General features: G+C 45.4%; 10 protein-coding genes. 6 read left to right on the top strand and 4 right to left on the bottom strand.

Features of this window, described 5'->3' with window-relative positions; translation table 11 throughout:
- The first annotated feature begins 47 nt into the window (after nt 1-47).
- The 6 genes from ACRBG0_RS11175 to ACRBG0_RS11150 all read left to right on the top strand — a co-directional run bounded on the left by ACRBG0_RS11175 (nt 48) and on the right by ACRBG0_RS11150 (nt 8,180).
- On the top strand, nt 48-1,757 hold the full coding sequence (locus tag ACRBG0_RS11175) for a hypothetical protein (protein WP_431486973.1): 1,710 nt from the start codon (nt 48-50) through the stop codon (nt 1,755-1,757).
- A gap of 166 nt (nt 1,758-1,923) precedes the next feature.
- The gene (locus tag ACRBG0_RS11170) at nt 1,924-2,736 is read left to right on the top strand and encodes a redoxin domain-containing protein (protein ID WP_431486972.1); all 813 of its coding nucleotides are present in this window, start codon (nt 1,924-1,926) and stop codon (nt 2,734-2,736) included.
- A gap of 202 nt (nt 2,737-2,938) precedes the next feature.
- Complete coding sequence (gene thrS / locus ACRBG0_RS11165) at nt 2,939-4,858, top strand: threonine--tRNA ligase (protein ID WP_431486971.1); 1,920 nt, start codon at nt 2,939-2,941, stop codon at nt 4,856-4,858.
- A 235-nt stretch (nt 4,859-5,093) separates the two neighbouring features.
- Nucleotides 5,094-6,995 (top strand): T9SS type A sorting domain-containing protein, encoded by a 1,902-nt coding sequence (locus ACRBG0_RS11160; protein ID WP_431486970.1) that lies wholly within the window; start codon nt 5,094-5,096, stop codon nt 6,993-6,995.
- A gap of 89 nt (nt 6,996-7,084) precedes the next feature.
- Nucleotides 7,085-7,567, top strand: a complete 483-nt coding sequence (locus ACRBG0_RS11155) for a DUF4265 domain-containing protein (RefSeq protein WP_431486969.1) — start codon at nt 7,085-7,087, stop codon at nt 7,565-7,567.
- 103 nt (nt 7,568-7,670) lie between these two features.
- Nucleotides 7,671-8,180 (top strand): hypothetical protein, encoded by a 510-nt coding sequence (locus ACRBG0_RS11150; protein ID WP_431486968.1) that lies wholly within the window; start codon nt 7,671-7,673, stop codon nt 8,178-8,180.
- A gap of 184 nt (nt 8,181-8,364) precedes the next feature.
- Here ACRBG0_RS11150 and ACRBG0_RS11145 read toward each other — a convergent pair whose 3' ends face one another.
- From ACRBG0_RS11145 to ACRBG0_RS11130, 4 genes are all read right to left on the bottom strand, one after another.
- Nucleotides 8,365-9,465 carry an imelysin family protein gene (locus ACRBG0_RS11145; protein ID WP_431486967.1) on the bottom strand — a complete coding sequence of 367 codons (1,101 nt, stop codon included), beginning with the start codon at nt 9,463-9,465 and terminating at the stop codon, nt 8,365-8,367.
- Nucleotides 9,465-10,862, bottom strand: coding sequence for a di-heme oxidoredictase family protein (locus ACRBG0_RS11140; protein ID WP_431486966.1), 1,398 nt, complete (start codon nt 10,860-10,862; stop codon nt 9,465-9,467). Before ACRBG0_RS11140 ends, ACRBG0_RS11145 begins: the two co-directional genes overlap by 1 nt.
- Nucleotides 10,863-10,993: 131 nt before the next feature.
- Nucleotides 10,994-12,136 carry an imelysin family protein gene (locus tag ACRBG0_RS11135; RefSeq protein WP_431486965.1) on the bottom strand — a complete coding sequence of 381 codons (1,143 nt, stop codon included), beginning with the start codon at nt 12,134-12,136 and terminating at the stop codon, nt 10,994-10,996.
- Between the two features lie 279 nt (nt 12,137-12,415).
- Entirely contained in the window at nt 12,416-14,095 is a 1,680-nt protein-coding gene (locus ACRBG0_RS11130) for a T9SS type A sorting domain-containing protein (protein ID WP_431486964.1), read from the bottom strand.
- Between the last annotated feature and the right edge of the window lie 128 nt (nt 14,096-14,223).

Below are 14,223 nucleotides of genomic sequence, written 5' to 3'. Positions count from 1 at the left end.
TTAGATTCTTTATTTTTAAGAGGTAACTACTTAAAAACCTTTCTCTTATGCGCTCTACAACTACATTTTTGCTATGCTTTATCCTGCCGTTTCTTGCGATGAGCCAGGATATTATTCCTTCCTCGGATAGCGACCAAATCCAGCAACACTTTTCTGAACAAGCTTGTCCGTTTGATACGACCGACTTGGTGGTTTTGCCAACGGAGTGGTCGGTGTACCAAACATTAGAAGGCACCTGGGATGGTACATTGGATAGCTCTCGCTGCCTCAGTTTTCGGGAAATGGATGGCGATTGGATACTAGACCTGGAGACCTTGAACCCTATATTACCGCTGTTCTTTCGCTATAAAATGGAGGATCAGGAGATTCAGCTTCCTACCAACGGAATGTATCGGAGTGTTGGCAACTACTGGACGGATGCCCAGGTAATTCTTGCGGATACCTGTGCTGATGAATTGTGTTCTGGTTTGCTGGCCATTTATACTGTACCATTTTCAGCAGACAGTACTGTCCAGCGAGTTGTACGAGAACTGTCGGGGGCTTATAAAGAAGTCAGTGGCTGTTGGCCAACAGAGAACCTGGACAGTATCTACTTACAGGAATATATTATGAAGTTTTCTTTTGAGGAAGAAGATCTCTCTGGTTTAACCTTCAAGCCACGACAATTTTTTTCGGACCCCATTTATCAAGGCCCATGGGGCGGTTACGGGCAGGTGCTTGCTTTTGTATTTTATGAATACATGGGCATAGATGAAACTACTTATCGGGGCTATTTACGTGAGACGGCATTTCCTGACGATGAGTATTACGATTACTACTACGTTCAGCAAGATGGGCTGGGCTTCCCCAGTTTTGACCATTACACCTACGTAGAGGCAATTCCAAGTTTTGAAGCAGATACGGTTCTGGATCTGACTATTTACTTCGATTCGGAAGATGAGCTTACTTTTCAACCATTCACAGGCGTCCGGGGGAGTTTAGTTGATGGCTCTGATACGCTACGGCATAACCTGACGCTGGATTATGCGATTCCCAATCTATGCCAGGTCTTTTTTGTGGACTTGATCGTTCCTGATAATACAACTTATCTGATGGGAAGCGGTGCATTTGAATTTGCTAATAAGCGGTCATGTCTTATGTTTCAAACAGGGGGTACCTTGGCGGTAAAAGAGGAAGCTGTTTTTGATTATGGACATTCAGGAATTGGTGTCCTTGGCCTTGCTCGCGATGGGCATTTAGACTTGAAACAAAACAGCACCATGACCATTGATAGCAAAGTAGCATTGGTTGCCTATACGGGGAGTGAACGAGAGCAAGCTTACGCACACCTGGCACCAGGAAGCACCCTGCGGTTTGGGCCCAATTCCAATCTGTCACGAACACTAGGGGACAACATGTACCTCAATGTTTACATGAATGGCGGCACACTTGATGACAGCGAGTTGAGTAAAGAAGAACGTCAGCTCATTCGGCGTATTTACCCTCAGGTGGCTTTGCCTGTGGCGGGTAAAGCTACAGTCGCACCCAACCCCAGCTCCGGTGAAATCATGCTGGTAATGCCGGAAAGTGAGTTAAGCGGCGATTGGCCTTATCAGGTATTCAACGAATTGGGCCAGCTGGTTGCGAGTGGCGAACTAGAGGCTCTGGCAGAAGGCCGCTATCGTATACGTCCCCGCGCAGCAATGACGAGTGGATTATATAGGATAGTGGTGCAAACGGCACAAGGGCCTGTGATTGCGAATTGGATGAAATTATAAGTGTATTGTGGAGTGCCATGCCCCTTTGAAGGTAGCTTAGAGGGGCATGGTTTGTTACGTTGTGTACAAATAAATTTTAAGTGCCAAAAAAAACTTGAGATGACGGAAAGGAAATTGATAAAGAAGTGTCTAACGCATCAACACAAATCAATAAGAAGACTTTATTATGAAAATTATTTCATTAGCTCTTTGCTTAGTATTTTTTAGCGTTAGCTGTAACGCTCAACCGCAAGAGACTCAAATTTCAGCTAAAGGTTATCAAATTGGAGATAAAGCAGAGGACTTCCAATTAAAGAATGTAGATGGCACAATGCAATCGCTATCCATGGTCGAAAATGCTAACGGATACATTGTGGTGTTTACAAGCAATGAATGCCCTTTTGCAAAAGCTTACGAAGATCGCCTTATAGAACTACATGATGAGATGGCTCCCAAAGGATACCCAGTCATTGCAATCAATTCTAATGATGGAGCAGAAGGAGGCGGGAATAGCTTCCAAGATATGGTTACGAGATCTCAAGAAAAGGGGTTTCCATTCGTTTATCTAAAAGATGAAAAACAAGAGGTTTATCCTAAGTATGGCGCTACCAAAACACCACATGTTTTCTTGTTAGATAAAGATTTGATCGTCAGGTATATTGGTGCTATTGACGATAATTCTAATTCTCCCGAAGATGTAGAAGAAAGGTATGTTGCTAATGCGATTGCGGCATTGGAAGCAGGAAAGTCTCCTGACCCTGCTACTACCAAGGCAATAGGTTGCCCAATTTCAAAATCAGGAGAAGGTGGGGCAAGACGAGGTCCCAAAGGGCCTCCTAGTCCTGAGAAAATCATTGAGATGATGGACACTAATAATGATCAGCAAGTAAGCAAATCAGAGGTGAATGGTCCGTTAGCAAGAGATTTTGACAGATTGGATGTCAATAAAGATGGAATGCTCAGCAAAGAAGAGTTGTCAAAATTGTCAAGGTCAAATTAATGTTTGAAAAGGCTGATGTACCTCATTTTAGCACCAATTCCCCCTTCTCCTCAAATTTTTCTTTTCAATTTACCGTATCCCCAGTTGCACTTGCTAACTTTGCGGCCAATTTATCACAGGCCACCGGGAACGGCTGAGCGGGAGTTAGTGTTATTGTAGAACACTTACCCGCCTGAGCAATCGGCGGCTATAACTATTGACAATGATCAATATTACTTTACCAGATGGTTCGGTGCGCCAAGTAGAGAGCGGCTCATCGGCTATGGACGTGGCTAAATCCATTAGTGAGGGTTTAGCACGTAATGTGCTCTCTGCCAAAGTGAATGGAGAAGTTTGGGACGCTAACCGCCCCATGACGACGGATGCTACTTTGCAATTGTTTACCTGGAATGATAAGGACGGAAAAACGACCTTCTGGCATTCTTCTGCTCACTTGATGGCAGAGGCACTGGAAGCCCTTTATCCGGGCATCAAGCTGGGAATTGGCCCAGCTATCGATACCGGATTCTACTATGATGTAGATGCCGGCGACCGGGTGATCAGCACCAACGACTTGCCTGCTATTGAAAAGAAAATGCAAGAGCTGGCACGCCAAAAGAACGATTACGTTCGCAAGGATATCAGCAAGGCTGATGCTGTCGCTTATTTTCAGGAAAAAGGCGACCAATACAAGTTGGAATTGCTGGAAGGCCTGGAAGATGGCGAGATTACCTTCTATACCCAAGGCGGTTTTACGGACCTGTGCCGTGGGCCACACATCCCTAATACGGGGACGATCAAGGCGGTAAAATTGATGAACGTAGCTGGCGCTTATTGGCGTGGCGACGAGAATAATCAGCAGATGACCCGTATCTACGGTGTTTCTTTTCCTAAACAAAAAGAACTGACCGAATACCTCCATTTGCTGGAAGAAGCCAAGAAGCGTGACCATCGTAAGTTGGGGGCGGAACTGGATTTATTCATGTTCAGTGACCGGGTTGGAGCAGGTTTGCCGATCTGGCTACCTAAGGGTAATGCCTTGCGGGAACGCTTGATGAACTTCCTGCGCGAAGAACAGGAAAAGCGGGGTTACAAGATGGTAACCACACCACATATTGGTAAAAAAGAATTGTACGTGACTTCTGGTCACTACGAAAAATACGGAGAAGATAGCTTTCAGCCGATCAAAACCCCTCGGGTAGATGAGGAGTTTTTGCTGAAGCCGATGAACTGTCCTCACCACTGTGAAATTTTTGCTCACCGGCCTCACTCTTATCGCGATTTGCCTTTGCGTATTGCGGAGTTTGGTACCGTTTACCGCTACGAGCAGAGTGGCGAGTTGCACGGCCTGAGCCGGGTACGAGGCTTTACGCAGGATGATGCACACATCTTCTGTACTCCAGACCAGCTGAAGGAAGAATTTCTGAATGTACTGGACTTGACGGAAACAGTGCTGAAGAAAATGGGCTTTGAGGAATTCACCGCCCAGATCAGTCTGCGCGACCCTGAGAACCCCAGCAAGTACATCGGTTCTACCGAGAACTGGGAAGCAGCAGAGAGTGCGATTATCAACGCGACCAAAGAAGTAGGATTGTCTACTACTACGGAATTGGGAGAAGCAGCCTTTTACGGTCCTAAACTCGATTTTATGATCAAGGATGCCTTGGGGCGTTCTTGGCAGCTGGGGACTATTCAAGTGGATTACAACCTACCGGAGCGATTTGAATTGGAGTACATTGGTGCCGATAACAAAGCCCACCGTCCAGTGATGATTCACCGGGCACCTTTCGGTTCGATGGAGCGCTTTATCAGTATCCTGATTGAGAATACGGCGGGTAAATTCCCGTTGTGGCTCACGCCGGAGCAGTATGCGATCTTGCCGATCAGCGATAAGTTCAATGGCTATTGCGAAGAGGTACAGCAAGCCTTGGCAACCCATGATATTCGTGGCTTTATTGATGATCGTAACGAAACCATCGGTCGTAAGATCCGCGATACGGAATTGAAGAAAATTCCGATTATGTTGATCGTTGGTGAGAAAGAAGCCGAAGGCAATGCCGTTTCTGTCCGTATTCAGGGCGAAGGTGACAAAGGCGCTATGCCGATTGAAGAGTTTGTAACTTATTTCAAAGAGTTGTTGTAGCAGAGAAGAGCCAACTCATTTAGTGTATAGAGGGGGTTGGCTACAAAATTTACGCTTAACAATTTAGTGATGATACCTAGAGGGCGGAACAGAACATGTTTCGCCCTCTTTTTTTACCACTTTCAAGTCCATGATTTCCCGTAGTTTATTATCTACAGAAACCTTGTAGGTCACACCACTTTACGTCTTTGATATTTGCAGGTGTTATTTTTTTGGTTCAAAACAAACACCTGAAATGAATAAGATTATCCTTTCCCTTGTGTTATCTCTTGCTTTTTCTTTGTCGATTAGTGCTGCCGTCGAATGGACGGGTGGCTCAGGCAACTGGGAAGATGCCAACAACTGGAACACGGGACAAGTACCCGGAATTGGTGATGATGTACTCATTACTTCGGGAGTAGTAGCGCTTAATAGCAATGCTACCATAAGATCTTTGAATCTAGGCACCAGTAGCAATTTGGTCATTGAGCCATACGCCAGGTTGACCGTTTTGCCCACTGCGACTACTCTTTCCCCTATGGTTGTTTACGGGAAACTCAATATAGAAGGAACCCTACAGATGCTTGATCAATTAGGAGTAACAACGTCGCATTATATCACCCTCTACGGTTACCTACAGGTAGAAAATTCAGGAATAGTGCAGCTAGATGGTCGTGCTATGGTTATCTATTCTGCCGGAGTATACAATAATAGAGGGCTGACCCGGATCGAAAATTTTATTGGTGCTGGCCTTAGTATATGGGGTGTTTTTCTCAATAATAAAACCTTTGAAGTAGAAGGGGGAGGAGCAGGTGTGGGGGTGGAAGTATTTGGCCCTGGCCAGTTTGTTAATCATAAAAATGTTTACATCAACAATGTTACCAGGGGCATGGAAAATGAAAATAGGATTTACAACACACGGTCTATTTTCTTAACGAATTGTGGGAGTGGCATCTTTAATTTTGGCTTGGTGGACAACCGCGCTTATGGCTTGATAAAGACGGAAGGTTCCGATGGTTCTTTTGATGTTTATAATGCAGAAGAAGCTACTATCAGAAATCGTGGCCAGATCCAAACCAGCAACAGTGATGTAGCAACGGGAATTCGCAACTACGGTAGTATCACCAATTATAGCAATGGCCGTATTTATCTGGAAGGCGAATATAATTATAGCTTGTTGTTAAATGAGGCAGACGCTGACTTCCTTAATTATGGAAGAATTAACCTGTATGCCAGCGCTAACGCTAACCGAGATGGACTGAGAAACCAAGGTGATTTTACGAACTACTCCAGCGGAAGGATCAGTGTCGAAGGCGATTATCCTACCGCTTTTTATAATGAAGAAAACTTCACGAACCAAGGCTATCTGTCAGTGGCTGGTGACCAGTTGTTGGCCATTCATAACAAAGGCGTCTTACAGAATTCCTCCTGCGGAGAGGTGATAATAGAAGGTTATTTTGATAACGATGTTAATAGTGTTTGGCTCAATGATTCGTGGCTTCGCCTCACCACTGATAATACGCCTGTTAACAACGGTTTCTTTCAAAATACGGCGATCATTGAAGACATCTACAATGTATTGGATGGCGTGAATATTTTCAATGACGGTGTTATTGCACATTTGCTCAGCGGGCCTCTTTTTGTAGGAATGAATAATAATATCCTAAACATAGGATCGCTTAGTCAGCTTGGCCTTTCTGAGTTGTTTTATGATACTCCTGATGGAAATAAAATGGGAGAGTATGATGAGGGAAGCAATGAGCTGAACCTCTACCCTGATGCTGAAGGATTGGAAACGATTTATTTCTCAGCGGAGCTACTAGGGTATAATTGTACGACTTGGTTTGCTGTCAATATTCTGGGAGGTGTTGAGTATTCATCAAATCCATTTGCCAGCTTTCCAACGGGGAATTTCTCTACCATTACGGCCAAAGCCAGTATTTACCCTAACCCTAGCAATGGCTACATTCAAGTTGATTGGCCAGCAGCAGCTATAGAAAAGGAGGTACGTTGGTCGGTGATCAGTTTGGAGGGGCAAGAAGTAGCAAGAGGCACTACTGCGCTTGGAAATATAGATTTACGTCATTTGCCCGCAGCGACTTACCTTTTGCGTACCCAAGACGGGGCTGGGCAGTGGCAACGTATTGTTATTCAATAATAAAGCCGCTCGTATCTTTCTATGTACCTTTGCTGCCGCTGTAGGCATACCTATGGCAGCGTCTTGCTAAAAAACTGAAAAGCAAAAGAATGGCAGCCGAAAAAAACAAAGTAGAAGTACTCTTCAAATACGATAGCCCGATCCTGGAAGAAGCTATAATTGAAGTATTGTGGGCAGAAGTAGTTGATGAAGAAAAGGGCCTCTACCAGCTTAAGAGCATCCCTTTTTATGGTGCCTCCATTGCTACGGATGACCAGTTTCATGCCACCTACGATAAAGAGGAAACGGGGCTGTTGTATCGGCAGACGACTAAAAGCTCTGGGAATTCTATTGCCGTAGTGGCGATTATCAACGAGGAGTATGACCAAGAAGAAATGGTTGCGGCTTTTGAAAAACTAGGCTGTACCGTAGAGGAGCTCAACGACCGCTATTTTGCGATGGAAGTGCCCAAGCGTATTTTTTATGGTGATATGAAAAAGATCTTCGACAAATACGAGAAAGACAATCTGGAGTATGCTGAAACGTATTTATCGGCCAAGCACCAGGCGGATTTGCGTAGAGGTGGGAAGTAGCGTAATTACTACTTCTACCAAGTCGGGCTGCCCTGATTGTCTCCTCGCTGTACGAACACCATTCTGGTAGAAGCATCTACCTCCGTACCAAACAAAGTCTCTTATGTCTACCGAAGAAAACCGTCAGCTTCTTGACCTCCAATACCTGGAGGGGATTTTCAAAGAGCACGACATCAATGTGCTGCTCATTGAGAAATCGGAACAATCTCCCTTAAACTATCTCATAGCGCCGTTTCCGTCCGCGCCTGATGCACCAGAATCTTCCGTGCAGTTGATTTATATCCCTACACAAGACACCCTGGAAGAGACCAACTTGCTACAGTTCTTTGCTTACCTGTCAGAAGAGGCGGTAGCAAAGCCGGAAAGCACCAACGAATTCCTGCATTACCTGAACCTTCGTACGCCCATTGGGTACTTCGGGGTCACTGCGGAAGGAGGACTGTTTTATCGTTACGTTCATGCTTTGCCACGCTTCCAGCCGCCCAACAAAGAGACCTTTCTGGACACCTTCACTATGTTTTCCAGTACTTTTGTATCCTTCGGTCCACTAATACTGAGCGTAGCTCAGGGGAAAATGGACCTGGAGGTTGCCAAGCGCCAAGTTGGGGGATAGCAGTAGAGAAAGTGCTGTTTTACTGAAACGAGCAGTCTGGTTGATGGTACATTACTAGCCCGAGGCTATTGTAGAGTACCAGGTCCGCCTTGGCAGTGATGAGACGTTGCAGGAATAGTTGTTGCTGTGGTGGCCATTATCAACGAGGAGTATGGCAGAGAGGAAGCAGTTGATTGTTATTCTATCAATCGCCATCGGCGTCTGTAACGGTCACAACAATGTTTAAGTTACTGCTGAAATCTACTTTTATTAGAATGAGCAGCTCCTGTAGGCGATTCTGTAATTCTTCGATTGAGGCAAGGTTGTCGTCTAAAAGATCGCGTAGAGGCGTTGCTGATAACGCCAATAGTTGGCTGTCTACGTTTTGGATCGCTTGTTGGATGTTTGCATCTATTTCATCGTATTCTAGTTCGAGCAGAAAGTCTTCGAAGCCATAATTGTCGGTTGAATTAGGGTAATTTCCGCTGTACATTAGCTTCCATTCAGCAAAGCTTTCTGTAATGAGTTCCAGTGATTTTTTTGCGTAAGGAGCCTCTAATTCCGTATATATAGTAGTGCCTCCATTGTCTTGTCCCAAGGCGTGGCCCAGCCGGAGCTTGATCGTTTCTTCCAGGTATGCGATTAGCGCATTTGCGATCATGTTTTGCCCCCCATCAAGACCGGTACCTGTTGCAGCAATAAATTCTGTTTTATAAGTCTCCCAGGCTATTTGCAGGTTAGAGGCCTCTGTTAGTAGATATTGCCCCAGGCTATTAATGTAGGCCCGGTAGTTGTCGTCTGTACTCAGTGCGAGAAGGGTCTCATTTTCTTCTTGCGAAAATAACAGATATTCAATTGTGGATAGGCCAATAATAGAGCTTCCTCTACTGCTGATGAACGTTTCATCAACTACTTCTTCCGTAGTGAGCACCTGAGCCAAACCTTCCGGGTCTATTGGCCAACGCTGGATGCGAAAATGCACATGGCTGTTGTTTATTCTTCCTACGTCATATAATTCACAGTGCTTCCATTTTAAGATGGTGTTTAGCCACTGTTCTTTAGCCGTGCTTAGGTTTGTCAAATCAGGAGTGGTAGATAGTGTTTCGAGTGCCTGTTGTAATTGTTCACATGCGATTACAAAGTTCGTATGTGCTGACGCTACGCCATTTTGATATAGGTTGTCGAGCTGCATTTTCCGCTGACTGGTGTAGTTGGGGCTACTATTGTCGTCGTTGCCACATGCGCTGAGTAGCAAAGAGGCGATGGATAGCAGGAGAAACTTAAGGTTGAGGGGGGGTGACGGCATCATAATGAATTTAGGAAGATAATGAGATCTGTTCTTTCTTCAATACTAAGCATGGTAAAAGCTTCTTGCGAGGCTGCGGCTTCACCACCGTGCCAGAGGATTGCCTCTTCGAGGTTGCGGGCTCGCCCGTCGTGTAAGTAAGTGGTATGGCCATTTACAATAGAAAACAAACCAATGCCCCAAAGGGGAGGTGTTCGCCACTCTCTACCTGTAGCGGTGTATTCAGGGCTGTGATCAGCTAGCCCGTCCCCCATATCATGTAGAAGTAAATCTGTGTATGGACGAATAGTTTGATAAGAAAGCGCTGTAAAGGTAGGGTGTTCACCTGTTGTCAGTTTGGGGATATGGCAAGCGGTACAATTGAGCTGTTCAAAAAGTCGCTTGCCGCGTAAAACGTCCTGCTCTTTCCAATCGCGACGACCCGGTACGGCCAAGGTGCTAGAATACAAAACAACTTTATCGAGATCATCGTCAGGGATTTCAGGATTGCCTCCATTGGGTTGGGTAGAGCAATCTATGCTGGGAGGGCAGTTTTCGTCAGGAAAAAGAGAAGAGGTAATACCCAGGTCACCAGCAAATGCTGCTGCTACTTGTTGTCTAACATTGGGTTGATTGGCTTTCCAGCCAAAGCGCCCTAGTTGCCAGGTACCACTTGCAATATCTGGAATTTGATTGGGGCGGCCGCTAATACCATCATTGTCGGCATCAAATTCATCCGCTAGTGCGAGGATTGTTTGCTCACTGATGGCCTCAAGTAGCCCCAGTCCACTCATCTGGTTGGCTATGCGCGGAGAGATATTTACATCTTCTAAAGGGCCTTGTGTTAGGTTGGTGATGGAGTAGACGGGCTGCCGTAAACTGTATGTGGTGCCATCGGGGTAGGCGCCTAATATTTCCTCGTAGGAGATTTGAAACGAAGCTTCTGTATCTACTCCTAGTATAGACTGATCTTGTAGTTGACCACCATAGTTGGCGCTAGAGAGTGGGGCTCCGTCAGGTCCATTTCCAGTGCTTAGTCTTAATAATAAACCATGGCTGACCTCCCCGGTAGTTAGTGGAGGCTGGCCCCTGCCATCTTTGAAGTGGCAGCCTGAACACGATCGCGCATTAAAGAGCGGCCCCAGCCCATCGCGAGCTGTTGTAGAAGCAGGCGCAGGAACCCAGTTTTGATTAAATAAAGAATTGCCAACAAAGAACAATAACTCCTGTTCATCGGTCAGGTTTGGTGTCTGTAGACTAAAGGCGTTTGATGAATAATCAAAAATGGTAGAGCTACCGCCCGACAGTTCTTCTTCCTGTTCTGGTTGTAATTGCAATGGGTCATCCGTACATTGAAGAAAGGAGAGCAAGATGCCAACGGTGAAAATGATCGTATTAATTAAAGACTTGAATGGCATAAAATAGTGTCTTGAAAATATTTGTTGTTGGCTAAGAAGACAAATGGAGGTGAAGGCAATGAGTTGCCTTCACCTCTTGGAGCTTGTTGCCAGCCCGAAATTAAACCATTTTGGTGCAGAGATATATCAGCTTATTCCCAATACAGGCTAGCTTCTGCAAATTTATCACCTAAATCACGAAGTGCATTAACGGCTTCAAGTACTTGCGGGCGGGTGCTGTCATTGGAAATGGCAAAGTCGAAAGGAACAGCTGTGCCATACACAGCCATTTCTGCTTGATCAAGTTGCGCAATGATACTAGCAGCTAATGTGGCATCTTCCTGCTCTACGAGGTCATGGATAGAAGGGCCGATTTGAGCACCGTTTATTCCAAGGTAAACCTGTTTGATGCCGTCAAAATTTAACCGGATATCACGATGGGTGTTATCACTGAAACAAGAGTGCTCGTCTTCCTGGTCTCGATTGTCATAAGCGGTGAAAATGCGCTCGCCAGCTAACTCTGATTTTGACAAAGTAGCGATGGATGTTAGCACCGTGGAAATATTTTCCTCTTCGTCAGCAGCGAGGAAGGTCGTAGTATAAGGCCCGTTAGGTTGCCATTGATCCAGTAAAACCTGTAAGTGATCAAGCAAAAGTGCTGCACAGTTTTTTAAATAAGTTCTGCGCCGATCTTGATTGGCAGCAGTACCTCCGTCAACAAAGTCGGTGTAAGGACGGTCTCCTGCCGTAAGTTCGGTTGGAGCTTCGTTGTCTTGGCCCCAAAGCAAAAACTCGATGGCATGGTAGCCTACGCTTACGTTTTCTTCGCCACCGTCACCGTTAATACTGGCGAGGAAATCTTTGCTCAAGTCCGGGAACCCCGCAGCGTCATTGATGATGCCGGTAGATGGTGCTCCTTCTACATAGTCAATGTAAGCTTCGTTTAATGGCCAAGAGTTAAGAAGCCCTTCAGGACCTTCCTCCGAGTCGATTAAATCAATAGGGCCATTTGCAAAGCGAAAAGCCTCAGTAGGACCATAAGATTCACGGGCAGCAATCCAGGCGTTTTTAGCAAGCTGGAGGTTAGCAGCAGTAGGGCTTGCGACAAAATTGTCAATCGCAGTTTGCATACTCGCAGCATCGTTATAAGCAGCTTGGTAAGCATCGTAAACGAATGATGCATACTGTTGGATTACGTCGGAGTTTTCGACTTTGGTAATGGCAACATCGTCGTCGTTAGAGCAGGAGTTAAACAGTGCTAATGCTAGCACAGGGAACAATAAAAACTTTTTCATTCTGGTAGATATAAGGATTGTAATTCAGTAATTAGAATTCAAAAAAAATGATTTTTCAAACTCAAAACTACTGCTAATCCTCTCTGTAGGTCATTGACAAGAAGCATATACCTAATAAATACCTAGCAATTCGGTACTCTGCTATTCTGTAAAGAAATGTGGCCTGTTTTGTGCTCCTTATGCGATAGAGGTGAATATATCATTATACCCGTTACTAAGTAGCCTAGGAGATGCTCACTAATAACGGGTATAGTAGTCGCGGCTGTGCCATTTGTCTACCTACTGCTTAATAATTTTCTGGCTAATAACACCACCATCCGTAACCACCTTTAGCCAATAAACACCTGACGGTAACTGGGCTAAAGAAACTTCACCCCGCTCACCGAAGTCGAGTTTTTGCAGAAGCATCAAGCGACCTGTTTGGTCATAAACAGACAATGCCTGTAGTTCTGTGCCGGGCAAAGAGAGGGTGACCTGGTCGTTGGTAGGGTTAGGGAAAACCTGTAATTCATTGCTAGCCAAAAGCTGTTCTTCGGTATCTACCACCGTGAAGGTTTCGCAATAATGATCGTTGGTGGTGTTTTCATCGAGTTCACTGTTGGGGGCGGCGGTATACAGGCAGAGTTCCAGGTTGAAGGTAAAATCGCCTTCTTCGTCAAGATTTACCCAGTGATAACTACGGTAAGTGATAGGGACGGCGATGCTGGAATTGGCGGCTATGGTGATGTTCTCTTTTAAAAAAAAGCGTCCTTCGGCACAATTAAAATTGCCTTGAATAGGGCCACCAATAAGAAAATGATCGACGGGCGTATCGCCGTAATTAGTAACTTGTATTTCTCCTGACCAGGATGCGTTGACTTGATAAGAGACGTCCGAAATATAAAGATTAAAACTATCGATCATCATGTTAATCCCAGTTATGCCAATATCTGGGCCGGTGATCGGGGGTAGCCCAGTGGTCTTGCGTACGTACCCATGAGAGAGGTAGCTATATCCCAACGCCGATTGAAATAAGTCATTCCCCATCTGGTAGTAAGTACCACCCTCTTCGATCATTTCCCACAAGGTACGGTCAGGTGTTTCCCAAGTGTTGATAATAACTACCGCAGATTGATCAGGGAGTAATTTGGCGATAAAATGGGGAGAATAGCCAGTGCTATAAACCTGTACCTCACTCTCGGTGATGTTAAGCCGCATGGCATTCGTAAAGTTTTGAGGAAGGGGCCATTCGTTGATTTCCGTTGAAATAAAATCATAAAAGAACAAACGATCGTCATGTGCCCAATAGATGCCTTCTTCGGTCGCCTTAAGATCGGTGATGTAGGTGTTCGAAGTATAAATTTCTTGTGGATCGCCTAAGGCATCTTTAAAAAAGACGGAATTATAGGTGCTCACAGCAAACACATCAGGGGCGAGCACTGACAAGCGGGTAACGGGGAGTTCGTCAAAGCTCCACGATAACTCGGTGGTACCATCGTCGTTTAAGCGCTGAACCGTTAAGCCGGTACTCCAAACGACCTGGCCATTGGGGAGCGGCTGGACAGACATGATATTTTCTTCGTAGGCCGCATCGTCCAGTACTTCCTGATGAAAAAGGACTTGACCAGCGGCGCTGAAATGAGTAATAATCCCTGCCTGGTCATATGGAACATCGTCGGCTTGGCGTCGCCAGCCGACTGCCCAGAAGGTGCCGTCGGGGGCAAATTTCACGTCGGTATAGGTACCGTAGTACATAGCTGCTTCGCTGCTGCTCCAGAGCTCTTCCCCTGTGTTTTTATCGAGGTAGGTAACATAAGGAGCATCACATTGGCCTTGAAAACCAGCAAGGGCTATAGCCTCTCCTTGAACATCCATAGCAGCATAATTTGCCCACTGTTCTTGGGTAACAAAACTAAAGTCATTTTGGGCATTTAAGAACGAAAGTGCAAAAAAGGCAAGTAGTGTGATTGAGCGCATCATACAGTAGATAGGTTTTATTAGAGAGATATTTAGATTTTAAAGATTATTTTTTTTGTCAACAGTTGATAGCAAATGGCTGACAAAAAAGGCCTTGACCGGTAACGGAACCGTGATTAACGGCATCAATG

The sequence above is a fragment of the Lewinella sp. genome, from assembly GCF_050633125.1.
Lineage (GTDB): Bacteria > Bacteroidota > Bacteroidia > Chitinophagales > Saprospiraceae > Lewinella.
The sequence above is the reverse complement of the archived record's forward strand: the minus strand, read 5'-3'. Positions and strand labels throughout refer to the sequence as shown.